This is a genomic window from Armatimonadota bacterium, assembly GCA_016125185.1.
GTDB lineage: Bacteria > Armatimonadota > Fimbriimonadia > Fimbriimonadales > Fimbriimonadaceae > Fimbriimonas.
Genome location: WGMG01000006.1, coordinates 658,476 through 683,976 on the forward strand (window position 1 = coordinate 658,476; position 25,501 = coordinate 683,976).

Below are 25,501 nucleotides of genomic sequence, written 5' to 3' on the forward strand. Positions count from 1 at the left end.
AGTAGCGCGCGTGTTAAGTTTTGCGAACCTGCTGGCCCGAAACACCTGGTTCCTGATCCTGCATTGGATGAGGCGGCCGTGGATGCGCCGTTTGCACCTCATGCCGATGCAGAAGATGGTCGGAGACCGGCGAACGCGGTTCTACACCACCTACAAAAATCAAAACCGTTTGGCGAGGCGGATCGGGCTCCCGTTGCTGAAGTCGGCGTTTTTTCTACTGTTAGCGTCGGCTTTGTTGCAGTTGACGTTGATGCTCGCGCTGACGATGAATGAACACGGGTGGCTGACACCGCCGCAACTGGATTCGCACCGCCTTAAGGACGGATAGGCTCGTAGTTGGTCCAGTCGCCCAGGTACAACACTTCTTCTTCTAGCTCCACGCCGAATCGCTCTTGGACACTGATCTTGGCGTAGTGCGCCAACGAACGGAGTTCGGTGGCGGTCGCGCCCGAGACGTTCAGTAGGAAGTTGGCGTGGCGGGAGCCGATCATGGCGCCGCCCAGGCGAAAGCCTTTGAGGCCGCAAGCTTCGATGAGGAAACCGGCGGGGACGACTCGGTTCTTGCGCATGCCTTCGGTCAAGCCCTCGATACGCTGGGATAGCTCCTCGCTGACGACGTTCTTGAAGAAACTTCCGGCCGAGGCAGAGGGTGGCTGTTTGCCGATGCGCTGTCGCTGGTATTCGCGAGCTTCGTCGTAGATGAACTTCGGTTCGCGCTCGGGTAGGCGCATGCGCACACGCTGGATGACGGCGCTGACGGGGTCGGGCTTGCGGAGAACCGAGTCGCGATAGGAGAACTGCATCCAACTGGGATCGACCCATTGGGTCGTTCCCCCATGGGTGATCTCGATTTCGACGAGGAACTCGGAGATGTCGCTTCGGTAAGCACCAGCGTTGCTGACGAGCGCGCCGCCGACACTGCCGGGGATTCCGACCGCGAATTCGAGGCCGCCGAGACTGCGCTGGGCGCATTGGAGAAAGAGGTTTTGGAAGCCGGTTCCGGAGTCGCAAGTGACCACGCCGTCGTCGCCGAAGTCGATGTTGGAGGCGAGGTTGACGGCGATCATGCCGGGGACGCCCTTGTCGGCAGGGAGAACGTTACTGCCCCATCCGAGCGGGGTCAATGGGATATCGTGCTGTTGACAGCCTTCAGCGATCTTGCGCAAGTCTTCGGCGGTGCGGGCAATGGAGAAGTATTCGGCGTTGCCCCCGGCCTTAAGCGTCGTGTAAGTTTTGATCGGCACCTGGCGCTCGACGATTTCCCAGTTCATGTGGTGCCTCCGGCGAGGCCGAGGCCCTTCTTCTGGACGGAGATGCTGGGCTCGATGAGGTAGGTCGGGACAAACTCCTCTGGACTCGTACGCTTCAGATGAGGCAGGAGAGAGGCGAAGCGGGCGGCGAGAGGGAAGGTTTCGTTGGCAATGCCTTTGCCAAAGCCGACAAAGTCGTGCTCGGGCAGGGAAGTGGTTCGGTACGGCTCCTGGCCTGGCTCACGGATGAACCACTCGGTCTTCTTGGATGGGAGAACAACGGTGCGGTCGGGGGCGATAAGATCGAAGGATGTCGCGCCGGCGCACCGGGCTTTGGCCACGTAGGCCAAAGTTTTGGCAATAGCCACGCCCACGCGAGTACCGGTGAAGGAGCCGGGACCAATGTCGGCAAGGAAAAGGGTTCCGAGTTTGGGGTCAAATCCGGCCCGGTCGAGCATTTCGAAGCAAGCCGAGCTGGCTTGCATGCTGGCGGCTTTTTCTTCGGCAAAGAGGATTCTGCCCTCGGCGTCGAAAACGGCGACCGAGGCGATGGCAGAGCTCGTGCTGAAGGCGAAGACCACTATTTCTTTTGGGTCAGGTCGGCCTGGAGAAGGTACTTCGTGACGATGGCCTGAGCTTTGGTAAAGTCGGCTTTGGTCGACGACGAATAGAACGCATGCAGGTAGACGGTCCCGACCTGGGTGACCACGCAGTCACAGGTGAGCAGAGGGGAGGAGTCTTTCGCAGAGACACCGGTTCGCCACACCATATCCCGCATCTGTTTGTCCGGGTTGTGCTGGAACGTCTTGTCGATGCGATAGATCGAACCAGTGAAAAGCTTGGCCGATTCAGCCGCCTTGGTCTGGAAGATGAGACTCGGTGGGTTGCCGCCCGTGTCGTAGGCGGTGAAGATGATCGAACCGTTGATGCCGGGAATCGTCACTGAAGCGGCGGAATCCGATAGCTTCGCGACCTTAGAACCTGCGGGCAGATTGAGGACGGTCGCGGTGGTTCCAGCCATTAGGTCTTCCTTGACGGGAAGCGGAGCGGGTTTGCCCGGACTGGGGCGAACAATGGCAATCTTCTTTTCAACAGCGACGGCCGGCTTCTTGGCGGGCGTAACCTTGATCTCGCGAAGGGTCTCAAGGGTTGACTGCATGTAGGGTTCGACCTTGTCGAATTCGCCGGAAATCGAGCTCACAGAGAGGACGAACTTCGACTTGTCTTCGCGGAAGAGGATGCCACGCACCGTGGTAGAGCCGCCCTTGGAGAAGCGAGTGAGAGCCATCGTCGAGTTCATGAGGTCGAGCTTCCACTGCTTTTCGACCGTGTTGCCGCCGGTGATGAGAATCTGCTTGGTGGCGGCGAGGAAGCCGTCGACGTCGGTGGATTGGTCCGATGAGTAGGCGAGGTCCATGCGCCCCTCATTCTTCGAGCCAGGAATCGGGATTTTGAAGGAAGCGACGAGGTTGGAGTCCTTTGGGTTTGCGACCCAGCTTTTGGGAACGGACACGGACAATCCGCATTGCTTGACCTCGACGACCCGATAGTCGGGCGCCTTTTGCGCGCCTTGGAGCGTGAGTGAGGCGAGGAGAATCGGTACGACAGTCATGGCTCTTACTGGATTATGGACGGCTCGGGACGCGTTTGGTTTTCATATCGAGGCAAGATAGTCGCCGAATTGCTTGAGAACTTTGCCGCGATGGCTGACCTGGTGCTTTTGCTGGGCCGTCAGATCAGCCATGCAACAATCCAATTGGGGCAAATAGAAGATGGGATCGTAGCCGAATCCACCGTTCCCGCTAGGCTCGGCGGCGATTTCGCCTTCGCAGATGGCTTCGAAGACTTTGACGGGATGGTTCGGACCGACGAGGGCGACATTGCACCGAAAGCGGGCCGCGCGGGTATCGGCATCTTCGAGTAAGTGAAGGATCTTCGCCATCTTTTCAGGAAAGGGAAGGTCTTCGCCACCGAAGCGCTTGCTGTAAAGTCCAGGCGCGCCGTCAAGGGCGTCGATTTCCAGGCCCGCGTCATCGGCCACGCACCAGTCGCCGGTGAAATCGAAGGCAGATTGGGCCTTGATGGCGGCGTTTTCGGAGTAAGTGGTGCCGGTTTCTTCGGGTTCCGGTGCACCCTCGATGTCGGCGAGGGTGAGCAGTTCAAGCGACGGAAACCGTTCGGACAAGATGGTCATCATCTCGCCAGCCTTCTTCCGGTTGTGAGTCGCGATGACGAGCCGAGCGATCATGGAAGGCCGAGGACTTCTCGCTGAGCGGCCATGAGTTCGTCACAACCTTTCTTGGCAAGCTTGAGCATGTGCCCCAGCGTGACCGCGTCGAACGGATCGCTTTCGGCGGTGCCCTGGACTTCGACGAACTTACCCGCGCCGGTCATCACGACGTTCATGTCGGTGTCGGCGACGCTGTCTTCGTCGTAGTTGAGGTCCAGTACTTCGGATCCTCGGTAGACCCCGACGGAAATGGCCGAGATCTGGTCCTTGAGAACATCCTTCTTCAGCATCCGCTGGCTCTTCATCCATTCGAGGGCGTCGAACGTAGCAATGTAAGCGGCGGTGATGGCTGCACATCGGGTGCCGCCGTCGGCGCGAATGGCGTCGCAGTCAAGCGTGATGGTGCGCTCACCAAGGTTTTCGAGGTCGACAACCGCGCGGAGGGCGCGACCGATCAGCCGCTGAATCTCCATCGAGCGTCCGTTCGGCTTCATCAGCGACCGGTCGTTGCGCTGGCGGCCCGAACGGGGAAGCATCGAATATTCGGCGGTCAGCCAGCCGCTTCCTTTGCCCTTCAGGAACGGAGGGACTCGTTCTTCGACGGTCGCGGTAACCAGCATGTGGGTGTCTCCGATTTTGAGGAGGCAGGAGCCTTCGGCGAACTTGGCAAAGCCGCGATCGAAGCTGAATGGTCTTAACTGGTCGGGTTCTCGCCCGTCGGGTCTCATATGGTAAAGGGTACCAGCCGAAGTCGCAAGACGACCGTCGAAAGTCATCGGATTCTCTTTACATTCGCGGGATCGTCGGCTAACCTATCAAGCATGATTTCGTCGGTCGTTTCGTTCGTCTTGATGGCGCAAAGCCAAACCGGGCCGTTGACCAAAGCCGAGGCCACTAACTACCAGGAGACCTCGTCGTACGCCGACGTGATGAAGTTTCTGGAGGACCTGAAGGCGACGGGTGCGCCGATCGACATTCGGTATAGCGGCACCAGCACAGAAGGGAAGAAGATTCCGATGGTGATCGCGGCGCGGCCGATGGTGAAAGGTCCAAAAGAGGCGGCGAAGTCCGGCAAACTGATCATCTACATCCAGGCGAACATCCACGCGGGCGAAGTAGAAGGGAAAGAAGCCGCGATGATGCTTCTGCGCGACTATTGCCGCCAAAAGAAAGGCGTGCTGGATAAGGCGATTCTCATCGTTCAGCCAATCTACAACATCGACGGGAACGAGAAGTTTGGTCCGCAAGAGCGCAATCGCCCGGGGCAGAACGGTCCGGAGATGATCGGCGTTCGGTACAACGGGCAGAACCTCGACTTGAACCGAGACTGCATGAAGGTGGAGTCGCCGGAGATGGAGGGCGTGCTGAAGCATATCTACACCTGGCACCCACACGCGATGTTCGACCTGCACACGACTGACGGCACGCGACACGGTTACCAACTAACGTACGCTGGTCCTCTGAATCCGAACACGCACCCAGCATTGGCCAAGTACGAACTCGACGAATTCCTTCCCGCCATCCGCAAGAACATGAAGAAGGACTATGGGAAGGACATCTTCGACTACGGAAATGGCATCAACGAGGGCGGCAAATGGCGTTTTGAGACCTTTGGCGGCGAACCGCGATACGTGACGAACTATGGCGCGCTCCGCAACACGCTGACCATCCTCAGTGAGTCCGTGGTATACGAGACCTTCAAGGACCGAGTCCTGGACACGGAGCATTTTGTGGACGAGTGCATGCAGAAGCTGCTGAAGGACGAAAAGCGGGTCAAGGCGATGCAGAAGCGGGCGGATGCGGCGATTGTGAATTGGGGCAAGAATCCAACGAAAGCGCCGCAAATGGCGATTCGCTACAAGATGAAGCTGCGAGGCAACGAGCCGGTTCTGCTGGAGAAGGGGCTGGCGGACGGCGGCCGACGATCGGGGCCGGTGCGGGATATTGAGACCGTACCGATGGATGTGTACGACCGGTTTGAGGGCGAGAAGTTTGCGAAGTATCCGTTCGCGTTCATCGTGCCAAGCGACGCCACCAAGGCGATCGAGAAGCTGAAACTCCACGGAATCAAGATGCAGGAGATTGCCGACGCACCACAGACGATTCCGGCCGAGGAGTTCCATATCGAGAAGTTCAGCCAGGCCCGGAACGCGTTTCAGGGCCATAAGCTGATCACTCTGGACGGCGAATGGTCGCCAGTCGCGCACAAGGTTTCGGGCTACTTTGTTCCGATGGCGCAACCGCTGGGCCTGCTGGCGTTCGAACTTTTGGAGCCGGATGCGGTGGATGGACTGACGGCGTGGGGCTTTTTCGGCGACACATTTGAGGAGAATTCGACCCACCCAGTTTTGCGGGTTTCTTTGCCGATCAAGGTCAATCTGAAAGGAAATTAGCTAGAATAGACCCGATGCGGTCTCTATTTTGGGCATTTTTCTGCCTGCTAGCTTTGTGTGTGTTGGGTTGCGCCGGTGGCGGCGTCAGCGTTGGGTCGGGCACGGTCAACGCGCTTTCGATTAATCCGAATCCGGTTCATCTTAAGCCGAAGGAAAAGATTCAGTTAACGGCCATTCTCAATGGCGGTACGGCTCCGATCACTTGGACCGTCAACACCGCGAATGGTGGGACGATTTCGCAGGAAGGCATCTACACGGCCCCCGCCGCATCGGGGAGCTATGAGATTCAGGTTGCACTGACTTCCGACCCCAGCAAGCTGGGCAAGACGACCGCGATTATCGATTCCGGCTATACGGTTTCTATCACGCCGTCGTCTTCGTCCTCGACGAAGGTCTACGCGGCATTCGGTGGGACCCTCCAACTGACGGCAAAGGTGACGGGTGCATCGACGGACGCGGTGACTTGGTCGACCACGAACGGCGCTGTGGACGCCAACGGCTTATTCACGGCTCCCACCTCGGCCGGAACCGCCGTGGTGACGGCGACGAGCGTCGCCGATCCAGGCAAGTCCTCGACGGTGACCATCGACGTCGTACCTCCCGTCAGCATTGAGAACGACAACGCATCAAACACGACCATCCCGATGGGTTACTTCAAGTACAAGGCGCTGGTGACCGGCGTGGAGTCGAGCGACGTCGATTGGACGGCGACCTCGGGCACGATCGATACGACGGGCAAATGGACGGCCGATGCGTCCTATCTGGGCAACGTGACGATTACGGCCACGAGTAAGACCGACTCGTCGAAATCGGATTCGGTGACGGTGAACGTGGTCAGCAACTTGAACGTCCGGTTCAGCTTCTTGAACCAAGGCGATGTGGTCTTCGCGTTGAGGCCGGACAAGGCTCCGAACACCTGCGCGAACCTGGTGTCGCTCGCAAACGCGAAGTTTTATGACGGCATTTATGTCCACCGCTACGAGGCCGGATTCGTGGTTCAGTGGGGAGACCCGCTGACCAAGACTCTTCCGCTGACCGATCCTTCGATCGGCACTGGCGGACCGGGTTACACCATCGATTTTGAAGCTAACGACCTTCTCCACCTGAAGTATGCGCTCGGCATGGCGCGGTCCTCCGGTTTGAACACAGCGGGAAGCCAAATCTACGTCTGCCTCGATGACTTACCTTCTCTGGATGGCAATTACGTGGTGTTTGGATCGGTGGCGAGCGGGACTTCGGTGGTCGATGTCTTACGAGTTGGCGACAAGATCACCACGGCTCGAACCGAAGCGCCGTGATCTTTGCGTGGGTGCTCCTGGTCGCTTCGACGAGGACACCCATTCTGACGTATCACGACATCATTCCCAAACGAAGGGCCAACTCTGTCTGGTTCGACTGCACGGTGCAGGAGTTCCGAGACCAAATTGCATGGCTTCGAAAGCGTGGGGCAGTGTTCGTCAGCACGCATGACATCTATGAAGCCCTCGAGCATCGAAGGACTCTGCCGACCAAAGCGATCTGCATCACGTTTGCCGACAACTACGAGGGGTTCTACAAGTACGCCTGGCCGATCCTAAGAAAGGAGAAGATTCCCGTCACACAGTTCGTGCACACGGGGTTTGTGGGCTCCAAGGTGGGGCGACCAAAGATGACATGGGCTCAGTTGAAAGAGTTGAGTCAATCTGGGCTGGTCTCGGTGGCTTCGCAGACCGTCTCGCATCCGGCCGACCTAACCACGATGAGCGACGAAGCGGTGACCAAGGAGTTCACAAAGTCGAGAGAATCCATCGCCGCCCATATCGGGCATCCCACATCTGAATTGGCCTACCCGAACGGGAAATACGACGCTCGCGTGGCGGCGTTGGCTTCGGCAACCGGCTATCGAATCGCGTTCACCGAGGATTGCCGACCGGCAGAAACCGCCAAGGGGCTTTTCACCGTTCCTCGGTATGTTCACACCAAATATCGCCAAGCCTGGGCCGACAAAGAGTTACGGAACTAGCGATTGACCCTAAAAATACTGTCCAAGTTTGCTGATAAGTTTAGTACTAAGCTTAAGTGACGACAATGAATTTGAATCGGGGGATATGTCACTGGGTCGGGGAAATCGACACCGAGGTCGGAGAATTCTTGCGCCTGCAGGGATTCGAAATTGTGCCGCATGAGCACAAGGCCTATTCGGGATTTGCCGAAGAAGGACATCACTTTTACGTGATTCGGTGCGATCAAAAACCGACGAGTCAGTGTGCTACAAGGTTGGCAGGGGAGGCGCGAAAGCGACACACAGTTGTCGTTTGGACCGAACCGGAGTACGCCAGCGACTGGTATCAGTTGGGAACAGAGTTGGTCCTCACTTCGGGGCCAATCGATCAAATCAAGCATTTTCTGGACTTCGCGATCAAGATGTTTGACGACCGAAGCCAGTGGCGCGAGGCCGAAGAGCGGCTGACGCGAACGAACGACGACTTGCATGCCAGCATCGAAAGCCTTGAGATCGCCTCGCGACGCTTTGAGGCGCTGTTCAACGGTCTGCCGATTGGATGCTTCACGTTCGATGCCAAGGGCATGATCCATGAGTGGAACGGTCTAGCGACTGAGATCTTCGGCATCGAAGGCTATCAGGCATTTCTCAATTCAGTTTGGGACGTTCTCGATCCAGACTATACCGGCGCATGGTCGGCGGAGCAGATCGCAGAGATTTTCGCCAGCGATGGCGGCTCGGAATTCGACTGGACGTTCACGCGGGACGACGGAGACGTCGTTCATTTGGCGTGTAAGGTGGTGTGCCTGACTAACAAGAAGGGCGAGGTTGTCGCCGCGATCGCGGGCAACCTGGACATCACGGCACGCGTTTTGGCGCAGGAGCGACTGGAAGAACAGATGCGAGAGAACCGCAACTACCTGAAGGTCATGGAGCGACAGCGTCTGAAGCTGCAGGAGGCGAACCGCCAACTGCGACGGCTGGCCGTTACCGACGGTCTGACCTCGCTGACCAACCGCCGACGGTTCAACGAACTGTTGGAAGAGGTTTTGGATCGTGCCATTCGGCAGAGCCACACGTTCTCGGTGCTGATGTTCGACATCGACCATTTCAAGTCCTTGAACGACGTGTTTGGCCACCAAGCGGGCGACGAGATTTTGGAGAAGTTTGCCGAGATTCTGCGGGAAACCGCACGACGCTACGAGCGTCCGGCGCGCTACGGCGGAGAGGAATTCGCAATCATCTTGGATAACTGCGACAAGACATCTTCACTGATCGCGGCGGAGCGGTTCCGCACCGCGATCAACACGTATCACTGGCCTTACCGCGAGATCACTTCGAGCATCGGCTGCTCAACGTTTACGGGCGTCGAGAGCGTGCGCGAGTTGGTGGAGCAAGCGGACTATGCGCTGTACGCGTCCAAGAACAATGGTCGCAACTGCGTGACGCACATCGACGATGTGCCGCGCGAAGCGAAAGCGGCCTAACCGAGTATCGACTTTAAGGCGTGGTGGACAATGTCCACCGCGTTTTTGTCGTTTAGGGAGTCGATTTCCACCCATTCGACGAGGTCGGTGGTTCCGTCAATTTCGTTGGTTAACTCACCAGCCTTGACCTCGGCACCAAAGAGGAATTGGAGGAGGTGAAGCGACTTCTCGTCGAACTCGGCTACCCGCGAATGAAAGCTGATCAGACCGCTCGATTGGACTTGCAGTCCCGTCTCTTCCAGAACTTCGCGAACCATCGCTTCCTCTAGGCTTTCGCCGAATTCCAATCCTCCCCCAGGAAGTGTCCAGCGGCCACGATGCTCAAGTCCATCGGAGAGACGGCATAGCAGAACTCGGTTGTTCTCGTGCATCACGGCGTAACATCCGACGCGGGTTTCCTTGGGTTTCGACATGGACGGAAGATAGAATAGCTGAATATGTCGTACGCCAAGCTCGTCAAACCAGGATCGAAAGTAAAGATGCGCGACTTTGACCCGTCGGACACCGCCGGGCTGTCGAAGGACGACGGATTGGAGAAGATCGCAAAGTTAGGCGAAAAGGTTTCAAAGCTGCAGGAACTCCATTACGCGGCGGGCGGAAATCCGATTCTAATCGTCCTGCAGGGGCCGGATACGGCGGGGAAGGACGGCACGATCCGAAGCATCATGCAGTTCATGAACCCGCAATCGACGCGGGTTGCGTCGTTCAAAGTTCCGACGCCGATCGAGTTGGCCCACGATTTTCTGTGGCGAATCCATCAGCAAACGCCGGCGAAAGGCGAATCGGTGATTTTCAACCGATCGCATTACGAGGACGTGCTGGTGGTGCGGGTCCACGAGATTGTTCCGAAGGAGGTCTGGAAGGAACGGTACGCGATCATCAACGCGTTCGAGGATGCCTTGGTGAAGTCGGGAACGATCGTCCTGAAGTTCTATCTGTGCATCTCGAACGATGAGCAGAAGGAGCGGTTGATTGCTCGGCAGGAGGACCCGACAAAGGCGTGGAAGCTGAGCGTTGGCGATTGGAAGGAGCGCGAACTATGGGACGACTACATGGATGCGTACGACGACCTGCTGGAGAAGTGCTCGACGGATGAGGCGCCGTGGCGAGTGGTGCCCGCCAACCAGAAATGGTTCCGTAACCTAGCCGTGCTAGAGGCGATTCACGACGCGCTGAAGCCGCACGAGGAAGAGTGGAAAGCGAAACTCGACAAGATCGGCGAGGCGGCGATGGCCGAAATTGTCGAGTTTCAGAAGACGACAGACTAAATTCTCCCTCGCTTGCCGAGGGAGTCCGTGAGTCGGGCCCTAGGACGAACGGGTGGGAGCTAGTCCGAAGGAGACTTAACCCTTCTTCAGCTTATCCCGGTAGTGCTCGCGGAACTTGGCAACCTTAGGCGAGACCACGAAGGCGCAGTAGCCCGCGTTCATGTGGCTTCGCTCCTCTTCCGAGGCGGCTTCGTACTTCTTGAAGTAATCCTGGTGGTACTCCTCGGCACGAACGTAGTTCTTCAGCGGCTCCAGCGTCGTAACGATGGGGTTCGGGTAGATCTTTTCGGCCGAAATCTCCTTGATGATCTTCTCGCCAAGCGCCTTTTCTTCGTCGCTGGTGTAGAAGATCGCCGAGCGATATTGGGTGCCGGAGTCCGGTCCCTGTCGGTTCAGCGTCGTCGGGTCGTGGGCCACAAAGAAGATGCGTAGGAGGTCGGCTTCGCTGACCTGCTTAGGGTCAAAAGTGATCTTGACCGCTTCGGCCGCGCCGGTTCGACCGGTGCAGACATCGCCATAGGTGACCGTGCCCTTGAAGTCGCCCGCGTAGCCGCTTTCGACGTCCAGGACTCCCTTCAACTCTTCGAACTGGGCTTCGACGCACCAGAAGCAACCGCCGGCGACGACTAACTGTTTTCCTTCCATATGTTTCGTGGGGGGTGTCGGCTGACCCTTCTGTCCGGTCGACGCCTGCACCGTGTTCATGGCGCAGGCAGCGCAGACGACGAGACTAGCGAGGGCTCCGCCGATTCCTATTTGCTTGACCATTCTAAGGTTCATACGAACGGAATGCCGATGAAGTGCGTTTAGTTTCCGGAAGTTTCGACATTTTCCCTTGGGTTTACTTTGGGAATATGAGTTCAGAGTTGAAGCCGATGGTGACGATCGACGTTTTGGAGTCGCTGGATATTCGGATGGGGCGGGTCATGAGCGTGGAACCGGCACCCGATGCACCAAAGAAGTCATACAAGCTTCAGGTCGATTTTGGGAAGTATGGGGTGCGAACCTCGGTGGCGCGGCTGACCTGCCATTCGGTCGATGAGTTGGTTGGTCTGCATGTTTTTGGCGTTCTGAACTTTCCGCCGCGGATGGTCGGGAGCACCGAGTCGGAGTTCTTGTGCCTTGGCGTGCAAGTGGCCAAGTTGGACAGTGGGGAAGCGACGCCGATTACGCCGCTGAACCCGAACGTGAAGATCGGGAGCAAGCTGTTTTAGCTTCAATCTTCAATCTTCTAGCTTTGGAATCTACCTAACGGCTACCAACTCTTCAGCGCCATCGTGATTTCATCCAACTTCTCCGACAAGCCTTCGTCGGCCAAAATCTTCTCGACGGTCATGCCGTGGCTGGCCAAGGGTACCGTGAAGGGAAGGATGTGGGCCTCCATGACCGAAAGCGTCTCGCGCAGGGCCGCATTCGCGATGGTCGCCTGATGCGAGCAGTTGACGACGACGGTCGGCTTCTTCATGAACTCACCGCTTCCCACCACCCAGTCGAGGGCATTCTTCATGACTCCGGTGACGCCATGGGCGTACTCGGGACTAGCGATGATCACCACCCGCGAGGCTCGGAGCAGGCGGCGGAACTCAAGGACAGGCTCACCTTCCGAGCCTTCGTCGTCGGGGTTAAACGGTTGGATGCCCGCAAGCCCTTCCCAAATCTGGATTTCGGGCAACTTGGTTTGGAGGGCTCGGAGAACCATGCGGTTCAAGGATTTGGCGCGGAGGCTCCCGCAAATGCCGAGGATCATGAGACTATTTTGGCGTCTTCAGCGCCACTTTCGGTTGTTGGCGAAAATCGGCTAGTCAGAGGCTAAAAAAGGTACAACTAATGCCCGTGACACAGTTTGCGTCCATCATCGATGCGGCCTGGGAAGACCGCGCCAATATTTCGGCTTCGGAGTACTCCGAAGACCTCAAGATCGCCATCGACGTCGTCTTTACCGGCCTCGACAGCGGCGAACTCCGAGTGGCCGAGAAAATCGACGGACAATGGGTCACCAACCAGTGGATCAAGAAGGCGGTCCTGCTGTCATTCCGCATCACCGGCAACGACGTGATGGAAGCCGGGTGCTTCCGCTACTTCGACAAGGTGCCGCTGAAGTTCGAGAACTATCGTTACGATAATTTTGCCAACGGCGGCTTCCGCGTAGTTCCGCCCGCGACGGTTCGCCGAGGCGCGTACCTGGGACCTAACGTCGTGGTGATGCCGAGCTACGTGAACGTTGGCGCATACGTCGACGAAGGCACGATGGTGGACACCTGGGCGACAGTTGGCTCGTGCGCGCAGATCGGCAAGAATGTCCACCTCAGCGGCGGCGTTGGCATTGGCGGCGTGTTGGAGCCGATCCAAGGCAATCCGGTCATCATCGAAGACAACTGCTTCATTGGCGCGCGATCCGAGATCGTCGAAGGCGTGATCGTCGAGGAGAACTCGGTGATTTCGATGGGCGTTTTCATTGGCCAAAGCACTAAGATTTACGACCGCGAGACGGGTGAGATCATGTACGGCCGTGTTCCTGCGGGTTCGGTGGTCGTGCCCGGCAACCTGCCGAGCAAGGACGGAAGCCACAGCCTTTACTGCGCGGTCATCGTCAAAAAGGTCGATGCCCAAACCCGCTCGAAGACGAGCCTGAACGAACTTCTGCGGGACTAAGCCGAATGCCGACGGTTGTCGAAATCGCTACCGAACTGATTCGACGGCCCTCGGTCACGCCCGACGATGCGGGTTGCACCGACTACTTGGCGGCACTGTTCGCCGATGCAGGCTTTACCGTCCGGCACCTAGACTTCAACGACGTCAAGAACCTCTGGGTGACGCACGGAACGGCTGAGCCGCTAATCGTCTTCGATGGACACTGCGACGTGGTTCCGCCCGGGCCCCGAGAGGCTTGGAATACCGATCCATTTACGCCGACGACCGTTGACGGCACGATTTACGGGCGCGGCGCATCGGACATGAAGGGCCCTCTGGCCGCGATGGTGGCGGCGCTGCTGGATTATGTGAAGGCCAATCCCAACCACCCCGGCACGCTTGGCATGCTGGTGACGAGCGATGAGGAGGGCTATGCGGTCGATGGCACCGGACGGGCTCTCAAGACGCTGGTCGAAGAAGGGGTGAAGATTGATTTTGCGATCGTGGGCGAGCCGACGAGCGAGGACTCGTTTGGCGACATGATCAAGGTCGGACGGCGCGGTTCCGTCAGCGCGAAAATGGTGGTCCGGGGCAAGCAGGGCCACGTCGCCTACCCGCATCTAGCGCTGAATCCCATCCACACGCTTTCTCCATTCCTCACCGAACTACTGGCGTTCAAGTGGGATATGGGCAACGAGAACTTTCCGCCCACCACACTCCAAGTAACAAATATCCATGCTGGGACCGGGGCGGTGAACGTCATTCCCGGCAGTGTCGAACTAGATTTCAACCTGCGCTACAACACTCTCCTGACCGCACCGATCATCCAGGATCGGATCACCAAGATGGCGCATGCATTCGGCCTAGACTGCACCTTCGAATGGAATGCGTCGGCGATGCCATTCGTAACGCGCGACCGACGACTGATCGGGGCGATCGCGACGGCAATCATCAAAGAGACCAAGCAGACGCCGCGCGAAGGCACGGGCGGGGGAACCTCCGACGCGCGGTTCTTTGCCGTGCACAAGATTCCGGTGGTTGAGTTTGGCCCCAGCAACGCCACGATCCATGCGGCTAACGAGTGCGTAGCGATTGGGGACCTAGAGGCGTGCGTTCGGGTCTACAAGGACGCACTTGCGAACCTCTTGTCGGGCGAGTAAACCTTTCGGGCCGACGTTCGTTATCGCCTACCATGAATGGGTTGGGACGAGCGGGAACAGTTTCGATGGTGACGATTTTGGCGGCGGCCAGCCAAGCCAATCTTCTTCTGTCCGCGTTACCCAAAACGAATGTGGCGCTGGTCGATCAGTCGAGCCTGATCGTCTGGGATCCGGCGACGAAGACCGAGCACCTGGTTCAAACCTCGACCTTTTTGTCCAAGGCCAACCGCTTCGACATCATCGTGCCGACGCCGACGATGCCGAAGGTTGAAACCGTCGGACCAACCGTCTTCGATCGCCTGATGAATGTGCTCCATCCGGCTACAGATTTGGTCGATTTTGGCGGTCAACAAACGCCAACGCAACCGGCCAAAGCGCCCTCGGTGGGATACCTAAAGACGACCAGCCTAAAGGCGTCGGACGTGGTGGCGCTGTACGAGTGGATGGATAAGAACGGCTACAAGCCGAGCATGGACCAGCGAAAGTGGCTGGAAAAGTATGTGGTGAAGGGGTGGTATCTGACCATGCTCCAGGTTCAGACCAACGAAGAATCCTTCCGAACCTTGCCGATTCGACTGTCGTTTAAGACGAACGCACCGGTTGCACCCACTTCAACGCCGGACCACACATGGCTGGCCGGGGTTCGACGACAGACCTTTCTGCTTTCGCCCGAGAGCCGAGACGGCTACTACTCGCTAAAGAAGTCGTGGAGCGCCGAACCCGAAAGCCACGCCTACGTGACAACGACAATAACCGAAAGGCTAATGAAAGATCTGAAGCTGGCCTCGAACGACCTACCTGGAAAGGCGTGGGTGAATCGGTTTGTCGAAATGGGCAAAGAGTCAACAAGCCCAGATGACTTGGTCTTCCTACCGAAAACAGCCGTGAAGAAGCAGACTAAAGCGCGGAAACCGACGGAGAAGCCAACGGGTTCACGTTCGGGATATTGATCTGCGGCGTGTACGTCGGCGCTAAATAGCTTCGGGGTTGATTATAGTTCTGCCTAGGCGGCTGAGCTGGTCGGTAAACCGGAGGCGTATACGTCGGTTGCTGGTAAGCGGGCGGCGTATACGTCGGCGCAGTGTAGTTTTGCGGGGCTGCAGCTTGGGCCGATGGCTGAGGCGGAACCAGGTTGGTTCCATTGATTTCGTCAAGCTCCTTCTGCATCGGCTCGGCGTACTTTTCGGCCATCTTGCGAGTGGAATCTTCTTGCTGCTTCTTACCGCCGCCGATCATGTACACGCAGAAGTAGGCAAGCGCAATGAGACCTACCACAAGGAGGGAATAAAGCACGACTTCGAAGATTAGTCGTGTTTTGTCCGCCTTCGTTGGTATTGCCGCTGTATAGGAGCCCGTCGTCATCTCTTACCCGTCCCTGACGTTACCGCCATCCCTTCGTATTTTTGGCAGGTCTTAGGCAATATTTTACGGCTTTACACGGCGAGGTATGTAAAAGAATGACTAAATTCACGCAAATTCCTAGACGAAATGACATAATGAACCTGGTTATCTATGACGACTGCGGCTTAAAAAGCCTGAACGACCTAGCCGTTCGGGCATCAGAAGAAATATCGTTTTGTGCGCGTTCCCGCGCCTGTCTTCTGTTACAAGCCAACTCCCTTGAAAGAAAAACTGAATCAACCGTTTCGTTGTCGCAACTGTGGACAAATGGTCTTTCCCGAAAATGCCGGAAGTCGGCATCGGAACCATTGCCCCCTATGTCTTTGTAGCCGTCACCTAGATTCGTCGCCCGGCGACCGAGAGGAAAGCTGTGGCTCGGTCATGGAGCCGATCGCCGTTTGGGTCCGAAAGGGCGGCGAGTGGGCTTTGATCCACCGATGCCGCGGGTGTGGGGCGATCCGCTCGAACCGAATCGCCGCCGACGATAACCCGGCGTTGCTGATTTCTATTGCCGCAAAGGCGCTTGCCAACCCTCCGTTTCCGCTGGACCGAACATTATGCGTGGAGAGCGAATGAATGTGGAAACTAATCGGTAGAATAGATTGGAGCGAGCCAAATGCCGAAAAGAGTTGAAACCGTAGTTCTGCACGACAGCACGATGCCCCAAATTCCCGGTGTGGAGAAGGGCGGCGGATGGCTGGTCACCAACATCGAAACTCTTGTCAGCCAAGCTCGAGCCAATTCGCTCTGGCCCGTCACCTTCGGCCTCGCCTGCTGTGCTATCGAAATGATGAGTGCGGCCGACCCGCGATTCGACATTGCCCGATTCGGTTCGGAAGCCTTCCGCGCGACTCCACGACAAGCCGACGTGATGATCATCGCCGGACGGGTCAGCAAGAAGATGGCGCCGGTCCTTCGACAGATTTACGATCAAATGCCGGAACCCAAGTGGGTCATCTCGATGGGCGCTTGTGCCTCCTCGGGCGGTGTCTATAACAACTATGCGATCGTGCAGGGCGCGGATCAGGTGGTGCCAGTTGACGTCTACGTTCCTGGATGTCCGCCATCGCCAGATGCCCTCATCTACGGCATCATGAAGCTTCAAGAGAAGATCAAGCGAGGCCGAGCCAAGACTTTCAGCGATCTGAAGCTCGTCGAACTTGAAGCACGAACCACCCAAGAGGTGACCGCCTAATGTCCCTAATCGAGAAGGTCGTCAAACCGCTCGTCGACGGAATGGGCATTACCGGCAAACGGCTGGGCCACGAGAAAGAGACCGTCATGTATCCCGAAGAGAAGCGGGAGCAGTTCGAGCGGACTCGCTGGCGACATGTTTTGACCCGATACGACAGCGGCCTGGAGCGGTGCATCGGATGTTCCTTGTGTGCAGGTGCCTGCCCCGCCAAGTGCATCAATGTCGTCGCAGCCGAGAACACCGACGAAGAGCGATACAGCCCGGGCGAGCGGTATGCCGCCCGCTACGAGATCAACATGCTCCGGTGCATCTTCTGCGGCTATTGCCAGGATGCTTGCCCGACCGGCGCAATCGTCCTAAGAAAGGATTTTGAACTCGCCAACTATGACCGCGAGAACTTCATTTTCACCAAAGAAATGCTTCTTGAGCCCATCAAAGAAGCGTAAACCCTAGAGTTCCGCCGCGCGATCTTCCGAGAATTATTCTCAGGGAAAGATATGTCTGAAGCCAAGGAAGATGCCGCGCCAAAAAAAAAGGGAGGGAAGATGCCCATTATCCTGGCGCTCGTCCTCATGCTTGGGGGCGGCGGATTCTTCATGATGAAGAAAGGCGGCAAGCACGAAAAGCCGAAAATTACGCTCGCCAAAGAAGAGATTCTGCTCGACGATGAATTCATCGTCAACATGGCCGACAACCGAACGTATGTACGCGCCAAGATCGGCCTAAAAGCCAAAGACGGATTCAAGGCCGAGGAAATCGTCAGCCACAGCGCCGAAGTTTCCGACGCGATCAACTCGATCCTGCGAACGACTAAGCCCGAACAAATCGTCACTGAAGAGCAAATTCACACGCTCAAGGTTCGAATCGCGACGGCGCTCAACAAGATATTCAAGGCGAGCGAGGAAGACGCGACCGACGAAGAATCCGATTCGAAGGACGACAAGAAAAAGAAGAAATCGTCCGACGACGAGCAGACGGACGACAAGTCCTCGAAGTCGAAGAAGGATTCCAAAGACGAGGAAGACACCAGTTCCGATCCTGAAGAACTTCCCGACGGATGGGATTCGGCCAAGGGGCCAATTCTCAAGGTCTTCTTCAAAGCGCTGGCCACGCAGTAAGGCTCGAAAAACCTGGAGAAATACTTCAGGTTTTTCGCATTTCTCCCTTAAGAACCTGCTAATTTTGCCGATTTGACACTTGGAAGTTCCAAAAGGAAATCGAAGTTGTCAGATATTCTCTCTCAAAACGAAATCGAGCAGTTGCTGAGTACGCTCAGCAGCGAGGTCGGCTCGAACCCGATTCCGGGTGCGAATCCTCCTCCTGGGATGCCGGCCAAAAAGTCCTCGGACAACCACGGCTCTCACCGGGTGATGCGGTCGTCTTCGGTCGCCTATGAACTTTACGATTTCCGCCGCCCGGACAAGCTGAGCAAGGATCAGCTTCGTACGCTCGGCATGCTCCACGACACCTTTGCGCGAGCCGCGGGCTCTTCGATTTCCGCCCAGACTCGTTCGTCGATCAACGTCGAGATGATCTCGATGGAGCAGATTCCTTACGACGAATACCTGCGATCAATCAGCTCTTCGGTCTTTGGCATCGTTTCGCTCCCTCCGCTCTCTGGCCAAATCGTGGTCGAGATGGAAACCACGCTCATCTTCGCCCTCGTCGATAAGATGCTCGGCGGCCCCGGACGACCGATCGAGCGCAACATGCTCACCGAGATCGAAAAGCCGTTGGTGAAGTCGATCATGGAGCGAATGCTCGGCGCACTGAAGCAGGCATGGGAAGCGGTGGTGGTCGTCGCCCCGTGCGTGGACGGCTTGGAAACCAGCAGTCAGTTTGTTAGCGTCGCGCCGCCCAACGACATCGTCCTCGTCATCCTCTTCGAAGTCAAAATCGGCGAAGTCCGCACGGCCATGAGCCTGTGTATTCCTTACCTTGTTCTCAAGCCGATCACCATCAAGCTGAGCGCGCAGAAGTGGTTTGCAAGCTCCAGCCGACGCCAGAGCCCGCAGACGCGACGCCTGATGAGCAGCCAGGTGGCTAGCTCGCAGGTCGATCTTTCCGTCTTGCTCGGCAAATCGAAGATGGCGTTCGAAGACTTCTACCAAATCAAGGTCGGCGATGTCATCAAGCTCGACCAAGACACTCAAAAAGACCTGACGCTCCTGATCGGGAATGTGGCCAAGTACAAGGGCCGCCCGATGATGAACGGCAGAAAATACGTTTTTTCCATTACGGAACCAATCCAGCAATAAGGCCAATCCATGAACCAAATGCAACTCCTACAACAGATTAGCGACGTCCTACCAAGCGTATGGGCGACCGTTAGCGAAATGGTCACGAACTCGTCGCCGGCCCCGGCTAAGTTCGAGTCGCCGATCGCCATGCGGGCGACGCCGCAAGACCTGTCCGCCGAACTCGGCGGCAATATGCTGATCATCCAATTCGCGATGGCTGCCCAGCCGGACGCGATGCAGTTGATCATCATCCGCACCGAAACGGTTCTGGAAGTCGCCCGAATCATCACCGGCATGAGCTGGGATGAGGTGGACGACAACGTTCAGGCTGAGATTCGCCCGTTCGCCGAAGCGATCATTCAGGGTATCTGCCTGGGTCTCGGCAATGTGCTGTTGGAAACCGTCGTTGCGACGGGCATGAGCATTCGATACCAAGACCTCCAGCTTCCCGAAAACCTGAGCACCTCGCCTTCGCTGGTGCGAACCCAGGTCGCGATGTCGATGGAAGATCTTTCCGGCGTCGTGCTGTGGCTGATGGACGATGAAACCGCGATGTACGTGACCGGTCAGGACAACGACGACGATCAGGTTTCTGCGCCGAGCATTCCGGCTATGACGGCCGCCGACGGCATGATGATGGCGGGCAACAACAACTCGGGACGACCCGAGTTCGATTCGAGCATGGAAGTCCTGCTCGACGTTCCCCTCGAGATTTCGGTCGAACTGGGCCGAGTGAAGATGATGGTTCGCGAAGTCCTCGACCTAGGAACCGGTTCGATCATCGAAGTGGACAAGGCCGCCGGTGAGCCGGTGGACGTGATGGTGAACGGCCGACTGGTCGCCAAGGGCGAAGTCGTGGTCATCGAAGACAACTTCGGTGTCCGTATCACCGAAATCCTCAACCCGGCCGAACGATTCCGACTGGATGCCGCCTAAGATGCAACGATTTCTCGCCCTGAGCTTTGCCGCCCTCACCGCCTCGGTCGCATTTGCCGAGGATGGGATGCTGGGCACAAAGAGTGACTCCATCTCGGCCCTTCAGGGACCGACGAGCAGCGGAGGAAGCCTTTTGCAGATGATCATTGCCGTGATCGTCGTATTCGGCCTCATGAAGTTCCTCCTGCCCAAGATGATGGCGAAGTTCGGCGGCAAGCTGACGACGGGCGTGGGAAGTGGAATCAAGATAGAGGAATCCGCTTCGTTCCCGGGTGGAACGCTTTACCTGGTCAACGTCAAGGACCGATCGCTGTTGTTGGGAGTGACTCCGACCTCGATCAATACGCTGGCCGACCTCGGTGCCGTCGTCAAGAACGATCCCGGCCCCACCTTTATGGAATTTCTCGATTCGACGGATGGATCGAAGGCAGTCGTCACGGAAGCGCCCGCCGCTGAACCGCAAGAGGAGATCGCGATGGCGGTCGTCGGAACCGACGATGAAGCCAAAATCGCCCTCGAACGGCTTCAAAAGTTAATGAGTTAATTGAATGAAAAAGCTCTTTTGGATTCTCGTGTTGCTCGGTCTGATCCAAGTCGCTTCGGCGCAGGCAGGGCTCCCCAAAATCAGTATCGGAATGGACCAAGCTCACACTCAGGGTGACGTTTCCACTTCGTTGCAGATTATGGCGATGCTGACCGTGCTCAGCTTGGCCCCCGCGCTCATGATCCTCACGACGGCGTTCACCCGCATCGTGATCATCCTCAGTTTTGTTCGCACCGCTATCGGCACGCAGTCGATTCCGCCGAACCAAGTCATCATCGGCCTGTCGCTGTTCCTCACCTTCTTCGTGATGGGACCGACGTGGACCAAGGTGAACGACCAAGCGCTTCAGCCTTACTTCGCCCATAAGATCGACCAGAAGGTCGCGATCGATCGAGCCAGCGTTCCGGTCCGAAACTTCATGCTGAAGAACACCTACGAAAAGGACCTGCGACTCTTCCTCGATATCCGCAAAGAAGCGCCCAAGAGCAAGGAAGACGTATCTCTCACGACGCTGATTCCGGCGTTCGTGGTGAGCGAACTCAAAACCGCGTTCGTCGTCGGCTTCTACATCTTCATTCCGTTCCTTATCATCGACCTCATTGTGGCGAGCGGCCTGATGAGTATGGGCATGATGATGCTTCCACCATCGATGGTGTCGCTCCCTGCGAAACTTCTCGTCTTCATTCTCGCCGACGGGTGGGGAACCCTTGTCTCGGCCATCTTGGCAGGATACAGATAAATGAACCAAGCTCTCGCTCTCGATACCGCCCGCCTCGGCATGCAGACCGCCCTCATGGTCTCATTGCCGATTCTGGGCACCAGCCTCCTGATCGGCCTGTTGGTCAGCCTCTTTCAGGCCGTCACCCAGGTTCAGGAAGCGACCCTGACGTTCGTGCCGAAGCTCATCGGCGTCGGCATCGCCACCGCCCTCCTGGGGAACTGGATGCTGATCACGATGATCCAGTTCGTTCATCTGTGCTTCCAGCGCGCCGCCGGTTTGGGTCTGCAGTAAACGATGCTTCCGGTCAACGACATCGATGCTCTGTTCGGCCTGTTCATGGTCTTCGTGCGGTGTAGCGCCGCCGTCATGTCGTCGCCTTTGTTCGGAGCGCAGAACACGCCCGTTCAAGTTCGAATCTTTACGTCGCTCGCGATCAGTTTCGCCATCAGCCTGACCGTGAAAGGGAACCTTGGCCACGCGCCAGAAAATCTGGGCGGACTCATCATGGTCATCGCCAACGAGGTCGCTTCTGGACTGCTCATCGGCATGCTGCTCCAGTTGGTGTTGCAAGTCGCGATGATCGCGGGTAGTTTTCTCGATCTTCAGATCGGCCTTGGTATGAGCCAGACGATGAACCCGCTGTTGGGCATCCCCGTGACGATCATCGGGCAGTTTAAGATGATGCTCGGCACCATGATCTTCCTTTCGATGGACGGCCATCACATGGTGATTCGCGCCATCATCCAAAGCTACAAAGTCGCTCCGACCCTGACCGCTTCCGATCTTGGCATTCTCCAGTCCGGCATCCTGCACCTGCTGACCAATTTCATGCTCCTGAGTCTGCAGATCGCCGCGCCGGTGCTCGGTGTTTCCATCATCATCGACGCCGCGCTCGGATTGATGTCTAAGGCTCTGCCCCAGCTTCAGCCGATCCAGATTGGCGCGCCGGCCAAGCTCGGCCTCGGTATGGCTTCGATTTCGTTGTGTCTTCCGGCTTTGGTCGCCGCTACCCAGAGTGGCGTGGCCCAAAGCATGGACCTAATCGGGCGAGTTTTCGCGAGGTAGACCATGGCGGGCGAAAGCGGACAAGAGAAGACAGAACAACCAACAGACCGTCGTAAAAAGGAGGCTCGCAAAAAAGGCACCGTCGCCAAGTCGATGGACATGATCAGTGCCGTCGTCTTCATGTCGATCCTGATGTCGGCCCCGACCATCATCGGCATGGGCTTCCAGGGCTTCAAGGACGGATTCCGAAGCTCGATGACGGTTGCCAATCTCGAACCGACATCGGCCAACATTGGCCGCGCGACCTTTGCCGCGATTCAGCCGATGCTTCCCGCGCTTGCTATGTTGATGGGGGTGGCGATGATGGTTGGCCTCGTGGGGAACTATGCTCAGGTTGGATTCAATTTCAGCGCCGAGGCGATGGCGCCGAAATTCAGCAAGCTCAACCCCGCTAATGGCCTGAAGCGACTTTTCGGTAAACCCGCTCTGTTCGATCTGGCCAAGAGCCTGGTCAAGTTATTCCTGTTTTCGTGGATGACCTACACCGCCATCCGCGACAACTGGCTTCAGATCGGCATGATCTGGAGCTTGTCGCCGCTCGGCGCATTTGCCGTCATCGGCGGCATCATCCGTACCATCCTGCTCCGCGTGGGCATGGTGTGGCTGATCCTGGCCGTCGGCGACTTCATCTTCCAAAAGAAGCAGGTGAACGATCAGCTCAAGATGACCAAGGAAGAGGTTCGGCAGGAAATGAAGGACGCCGAGACTTCGCCTGAATTAAAAGGCGCGCGGATGCGACAGGCGAGAAAGCTGACACGGATGCGGATGACCCAGGCGGTTCAGTCGGCGGATGTCATCGTCACGAACCCGACGCACTATGCGGTGGCACTGTCGTACAACCAGGGCAAGAGCCATGCGCCGGTGGTGGTGGCGAAGGGTGTGGACCATTTGGCATTCCGCATTCGAGAGATTGCCAAGGAAGCAGGTGTGCCGATCGTCGAGAATCGACCGCTTGCCCGAGCCCTGCACAAGCAGTGCGAAGTCGGCGACTTCGTGCCGCGCGAACTGTTCCAGTCGGTCGCCGAAGTCCTAGCTTACGTTTACCGAATGACGAAAAAGGTTCGAAAGTAGGCTTATCTTTCATCCGTGAGGGAGTCGATGTCGAATCGCGACGGTGCAACTCTCCCTCATTCGTGAGGGAGACGGTGAGCAGGCCGTAGGCGAACCGGTGGGAGCAAGAATATATGGTCCAAGCAAAAAACTTTAGAGCAAGGTTTGCAGATTTGTAATCGGGTCAGCTCACTTAGAGCCGTGAGCATTTCGCTCGCTCAGATAGAGTAGTAGACATGATGCGGCCGACCACGAAGTGGTCGCGGACCTTAGCCTGGTGGTCGGAGTGAGGAACGAACGCAGACCCCAGGATAGAAAGTGATTCCGAAATAGTCCGAGGAGCGTCTCGTCTGCCAAAGCATGGCGATGGCGGAAGCGACCCGGTCCTTACGACCGCCATGTCTGAGAGTTGCGAGCAACAAGGGAGGTGCCAGCAAGCCCTAAATCAACTCCAATGACGCGCAAGTAGCCTCGTTACTCATCCGGCCCCTGGTCAAGAACATAATCCCGAATCCAATCGAAGCGCCGCCTAGGATCCTCAAGGAGCCTCGATACATATCCCAATGCCTGGTCCCGCTCAATCCAGCCCCGCTGGAAATTGCCATAAACCCACAGGCTCCGCCGATACGGAGCCGAATTGGGTGGAATGGGCCCCTCCAGGAATTCACCCATCGACGGATCATCGAGATCGATCAGCGCTCGTTCGATATAGAAGCGAACGACGGGATGCGTCTCCTTGGCTCGCATGATCGCGAGAAGCCCAGGCCCTTCTTTCCGGAGTTGACTGAGCGCATCTGCAACTCCGCACCGCATCACCCACCAATTCTCCAAGCTAGAAGCATCAAGCAGAACCGGAAGATCGAGCGGCTTCGGGCTCGCCGCAAGGATGTCGACCGCCAGGATCGTCTCGTTCTTGTCGCCGCTCCAGTAGGCGTTATGGATGTAATCGCGATCATCCGCCCGAAGCGCCCGCCCCGCCCGAACTGAGTCTAACAGTGTTTGCAAACGATCGAGAGTGGGCGACATCTACCCTCTATTTTGCGGGATTCGCACCATCGCCAGCGGCGCGGGCGTCCATATTCCTTAAGCCATGAATGTTGTCGTCCTTACTGGAGCCGGAATCTCGCGCGAGTCGGGAATCAAAACCTTTCGCGACGAGGATGGCCTTTGGGCGGGCTACAACATCGAGGAGGTCTGCACTCCGACCGCTCTGGCGCGCGACCCGCAGAAAGTCCTCGACTTCTACAACTTGCGGCGCAGGGAAGTAGCGGCGTGCGAACCCAACGCTGGTCACTTTGCTCTCGCCGAACTGGAGAAGTATGCCGACGTGACGGTGGTGACGCAGAACATCGACGACCTGCACGAGCGAGCCGGGAGCACGAACGTGATTCATATCCACGGCGAGGTGTTCAAGGCTCGGAGCATAGACGACGACGAACTCATCGTCGAGGTGCGCGGCGACTTTAACGTCGGCGATCTCGCGCCGGATGGCGGCCAGCTTCGCCCGCACGTGTGCTTCTTTCACGAGATGCCGTATCGATGGAATGAGGTCGCATTCCTGGCGATGGATGCCGACGTCTTCGCCGTGATCGGAACCTCGCTGAACGTCTATCCGGCGGCCGGGCTGGTCGATGTCACCAAAGCAAAGTCGATCTACATCATCGACCCGAATCCGCCAAGGGTGGCGTCGCGGTGGGGAAATATCGAGGTCATCGCCGAGCCTGCGACGACTGGAGTCCAGCAATTGGTTAACCTCTTGCGGAATTAGCGGTTCTTCCGTCTATCCTCCCGTCCACATGGCCGATCTCGACAGCAGAGTGGCCCGACCACGGAGTGGTCGCAGAGCTTAGCCCGGGGTCGTAGACCCCGGGAAAGATCCAAAATTGATAGAGTCCTAGGAGTCCCGAGTGTCGGGACGAACCCGCCATTATGGCGGCAGCAAGACCAGT

At 57.4% G+C, this 25,501-nt stretch carries 32 protein-coding genes; 22 read left to right on the top strand and 10 right to left on the bottom strand.

What is annotated here, in order from left to right:
* The first annotated feature begins 10 nt into the window (after positions 1 to 10).
* Positions 11 to 328 (top strand): hypothetical protein, encoded by a 318-nt coding sequence (locus GC165_10910; GenBank protein ID MBI1333375.1) that lies wholly within the window; start codon positions 11 to 13, stop codon positions 326 to 328.
* On the opposite strand, the gene murB is transcribed toward GC165_10910, so the two are convergent.
* The 5 genes from murB to GC165_10935 are packed head-to-tail and all read right to left on the bottom strand — an operon-like array spanning position 315 to position 4,208.
* Positions 315 to 1,271: a UDP-N-acetylmuramate dehydrogenase gene (gene murB, locus GC165_10915; protein ID MBI1333376.1), complete on the bottom strand. Its 957-nt coding sequence runs from the start codon at positions 1,269 to 1,271 to the stop codon at positions 315 to 317. The genes GC165_10910 and murB overlap by 14 nt on opposite strands.
* Positions 1,268 to 1,831, bottom strand: coding sequence for a hypothetical protein (locus GC165_10920; protein MBI1333377.1), 564 nt, complete (start codon positions 1,829 to 1,831; stop codon positions 1,268 to 1,270). The genes murB and GC165_10920 overlap by 4 nt, the downstream gene beginning before the upstream one ends.
* Positions 1,831 to 2,862: a hypothetical protein gene (locus GC165_10925; protein MBI1333378.1), complete on the bottom strand. Its 1,032-nt coding sequence runs from the start codon at positions 2,860 to 2,862 to the stop codon at positions 1,831 to 1,833. The genes GC165_10920 and GC165_10925 overlap by 1 nt, the downstream gene beginning before the upstream one ends.
* A gap of 42 nt (positions 2,863 to 2,904) precedes the next feature.
* Complete coding sequence (gene rdgB, locus GC165_10930) at positions 2,905 to 3,498, bottom strand: RdgB/HAM1 family non-canonical purine NTP pyrophosphatase (protein MBI1333379.1); 594 nt, start codon at positions 3,496 to 3,498, stop codon at positions 2,905 to 2,907.
* Positions 3,495 to 4,208: a ribonuclease PH gene (locus GC165_10935; GenBank protein ID MBI1333380.1), complete on the bottom strand. Its 714-nt coding sequence runs from the start codon at positions 4,206 to 4,208 to the stop codon at positions 3,495 to 3,497. Before GC165_10935 ends, rdgB begins: the two co-directional genes overlap by 4 nt.
* Here GC165_10935 and GC165_10940 point away from each other — a divergent pair, their 5' ends adjacent.
* The 4 genes from GC165_10940 (at position 4,209) to GC165_10955 (ending at position 9,341) form a co-directional block, all read left to right on the top strand.
* On the top strand, positions 4,209 to 5,873 hold the full coding sequence (locus GC165_10940; GenBank protein ID MBI1333381.1) for a hypothetical protein: 1,665 nt from the start codon (positions 4,209 to 4,211) through the stop codon (positions 5,871 to 5,873).
* A gap of 14 nt (positions 5,874 to 5,887) precedes the next feature.
* Positions 5,888 to 7,171 (top strand): hypothetical protein, encoded by a 1,284-nt coding sequence (locus GC165_10945; GenBank protein MBI1333382.1) that lies wholly within the window; start codon positions 5,888 to 5,890, stop codon positions 7,169 to 7,171.
* Positions 7,090 to 7,875: a polysaccharide deacetylase family protein gene (locus tag GC165_10950; protein ID MBI1333383.1), complete on the top strand. Its 786-nt coding sequence runs from the start codon at positions 7,090 to 7,092 to the stop codon at positions 7,873 to 7,875. Before GC165_10945 ends, GC165_10950 begins: the two co-directional genes overlap by 82 nt.
* Positions 7,876 to 7,940: 65 nt before the next feature.
* A complete protein-coding gene (locus tag GC165_10955) occupies positions 7,941 to 9,341 on the top strand; it encodes a diguanylate cyclase (GenBank protein MBI1333384.1) in 1,401 nt (466 codons plus the stop codon).
* Here GC165_10955 and GC165_10960 read toward each other — a convergent pair.
* Entirely contained in the window at positions 9,338 to 9,754 is a 417-nt protein-coding gene (locus GC165_10960; protein MBI1333385.1) for an NUDIX domain-containing protein, read from the bottom strand. The genes GC165_10955 and GC165_10960 overlap by 4 nt on opposite strands.
* A 24-nt stretch (positions 9,755 to 9,778) precedes the next feature.
* Between GC165_10960 and GC165_10965 the strand changes: the two genes are divergently transcribed.
* Entirely contained in the window at positions 9,779 to 10,609 is an 831-nt protein-coding gene (locus GC165_10965; protein MBI1333386.1) for a polyphosphate kinase 2 family protein, read from the top strand.
* A gap of 75 nt (positions 10,610 to 10,684) precedes the next feature.
* Here GC165_10965 and msrA read toward each other — a convergent pair whose 3' ends face one another.
* Positions 10,685 to 11,254: a peptide-methionine (S)-S-oxide reductase MsrA gene (gene msrA / locus GC165_10970; protein ID MBI1333387.1), complete on the bottom strand. Its 570-nt coding sequence runs from the start codon at positions 11,252 to 11,254 to the stop codon at positions 10,685 to 10,687.
* Between the two features lie 209 nt (positions 11,255 to 11,463).
* Between msrA and GC165_10975 the strand changes: the two genes are divergently transcribed.
* The gene (locus GC165_10975) at positions 11,464 to 11,823 is read left to right on the top strand and encodes a tRNA-binding protein (GenBank protein MBI1333388.1); all 360 of its coding nucleotides are present in this window, start codon (positions 11,464 to 11,466) and stop codon (positions 11,821 to 11,823) included.
* Positions 11,824 to 11,864: 41 nt separating this feature from the next.
* Here the strand turns inward: GC165_10975 and GC165_10980 are convergent, their stop codons facing one another.
* Positions 11,865 to 12,356 carry an FMN reductase gene (locus GC165_10980; protein ID MBI1333389.1) on the bottom strand — a complete coding sequence of 164 codons (492 nt, stop codon included), beginning with the start codon at positions 12,354 to 12,356 and terminating at the stop codon, positions 11,865 to 11,867.
* A gap of 80 nt (positions 12,357 to 12,436) precedes the next feature.
* On the opposite strand from GC165_10980, the gene dapD reads away from it, so the two are divergent.
* Genes dapD through GC165_10995 form a run of 3 tightly spaced genes read left to right on the top strand, consistent with a single transcriptional unit; the run spans position 12,437 to position 15,350 of the window.
* Positions 12,437 to 13,261, top strand: a complete 825-nt coding sequence (gene dapD, locus GC165_10985) for a 2,3,4,5-tetrahydropyridine-2,6-dicarboxylate N-succinyltransferase (GenBank protein MBI1333390.1) — start codon at positions 12,437 to 12,439, stop codon at positions 13,259 to 13,261.
* 5 nt (positions 13,262 to 13,266) lie between these two features.
* Positions 13,267 to 14,400 carry a succinyl-diaminopimelate desuccinylase gene (gene dapE, locus GC165_10990; GenBank protein ID MBI1333391.1) on the top strand — a complete coding sequence of 378 codons (1,134 nt, stop codon included), beginning with the start codon at positions 13,267 to 13,269 and terminating at the stop codon, positions 14,398 to 14,400.
* Between the two features lie 32 nt (positions 14,401 to 14,432).
* Positions 14,433 to 15,350, top strand: coding sequence for a DUF2330 domain-containing protein (locus GC165_10995; GenBank protein MBI1333392.1), 918 nt, complete (start codon positions 14,433 to 14,435; stop codon positions 15,348 to 15,350).
* On the opposite strand, the gene GC165_11000 is transcribed toward GC165_10995, so the two are convergent.
* Entirely contained in the window at positions 15,298 to 15,762 is a 465-nt protein-coding gene (locus GC165_11000) for a hypothetical protein (GenBank protein ID MBI1333393.1), read from the bottom strand. The genes GC165_10995 and GC165_11000 overlap by 53 nt on opposite strands.
* A gap of 306 nt (positions 15,763 to 16,068) precedes the next feature.
* On the opposite strand from GC165_11000, the gene GC165_11005 reads away from it, so the two are divergent.
* The 11 genes from GC165_11005 to flhB all read left to right on the top strand — a co-directional run bounded on the left by GC165_11005 (position 16,069) and on the right by flhB (position 23,573).
* Positions 16,069 to 16,377, top strand: coding sequence for an RNHCP domain-containing protein (locus GC165_11005; protein MBI1333394.1), 309 nt, complete (start codon positions 16,069 to 16,071; stop codon positions 16,375 to 16,377).
* Between the two features lie 82 nt (positions 16,378 to 16,459).
* Positions 16,460 to 16,996, top strand: coding sequence for an NADH-quinone oxidoreductase subunit B (locus GC165_11010; GenBank protein ID MBI1333395.1), 537 nt, complete (start codon positions 16,460 to 16,462; stop codon positions 16,994 to 16,996).
* Positions 16,996 to 17,442: an NADH-quinone oxidoreductase subunit NuoI gene (gene nuoI / locus GC165_11015; protein MBI1333396.1), complete on the top strand. Its 447-nt coding sequence runs from the start codon at positions 16,996 to 16,998 to the stop codon at positions 17,440 to 17,442. The genes GC165_11010 and nuoI overlap by 1 nt, the downstream gene beginning before the upstream one ends.
* A gap of 51 nt (positions 17,443 to 17,493) precedes the next feature.
* Positions 17,494 to 18,114, top strand: coding sequence for a hypothetical protein (locus GC165_11020; GenBank protein MBI1333397.1), 621 nt, complete (start codon positions 17,494 to 17,496; stop codon positions 18,112 to 18,114).
* Between the two features lie 105 nt (positions 18,115 to 18,219).
* A complete protein-coding gene (gene fliM, locus GC165_11025) occupies positions 18,220 to 19,254 on the top strand; it encodes a flagellar motor switch protein FliM (protein MBI1333398.1) in 1,035 nt (344 codons plus the stop codon).
* A gap of 9 nt (positions 19,255 to 19,263) precedes the next feature.
* The gene (fliN, locus tag GC165_11030; GenBank protein ID MBI1333399.1) at positions 19,264 to 20,172 is read left to right on the top strand and encodes a flagellar motor switch protein FliN; all 909 of its coding nucleotides are present in this window, start codon (positions 19,264 to 19,266) and stop codon (positions 20,170 to 20,172) included.
* Entirely contained in the window at positions 20,162 to 20,716 is a 555-nt protein-coding gene (locus GC165_11035; protein MBI1333400.1) for a hypothetical protein, read from the top strand. The genes fliN and GC165_11035 overlap by 11 nt, the downstream gene beginning before the upstream one ends.
* Positions 20,717 to 20,720: 4 nt before the next feature.
* Entirely contained in the window at positions 20,721 to 21,455 is a 735-nt protein-coding gene (gene fliP, locus GC165_11040; GenBank protein ID MBI1333401.1) for a flagellar type III secretion system pore protein FliP, read from the top strand.
* The gene (fliQ, locus tag GC165_11045; protein ID MBI1333402.1) at positions 21,456 to 21,728 is read left to right on the top strand and encodes a flagellar type III secretion system protein FliQ; all 273 of its coding nucleotides are present in this window, start codon (positions 21,456 to 21,458) and stop codon (positions 21,726 to 21,728) included.
* 3 nt (positions 21,729 to 21,731) lie between these two features.
* Positions 21,732 to 22,502: a hypothetical protein gene (locus GC165_11050; GenBank protein MBI1333403.1), complete on the top strand. Its 771-nt coding sequence runs from the start codon at positions 21,732 to 21,734 to the stop codon at positions 22,500 to 22,502.
* 3 nt (positions 22,503 to 22,505) lie between these two features.
* A complete protein-coding gene (gene flhB / locus GC165_11055) occupies positions 22,506 to 23,573 on the top strand; it encodes a flagellar biosynthesis protein FlhB (protein ID MBI1333404.1) in 1,068 nt (355 codons plus the stop codon).
* Between the two features lie 453 nt (positions 23,574 to 24,026).
* Here the strand turns inward: flhB and GC165_11060 are convergent, their stop codons facing one another.
* Positions 24,027 to 24,578: a hypothetical protein gene (locus GC165_11060; GenBank protein MBI1333405.1), complete on the bottom strand. Its 552-nt coding sequence runs from the start codon at positions 24,576 to 24,578 to the stop codon at positions 24,027 to 24,029.
* Positions 24,579 to 24,642: 64 nt separating this feature from the next.
* Between GC165_11060 and GC165_11065 the strand changes: the two genes are divergently transcribed.
* Entirely contained in the window at positions 24,643 to 25,320 is a 678-nt protein-coding gene (locus GC165_11065; protein ID MBI1333406.1) for an NAD-dependent deacylase, read from the top strand.
* The last annotated feature ends 181 nt before the right edge of the window (positions 25,321 to 25,501 follow it).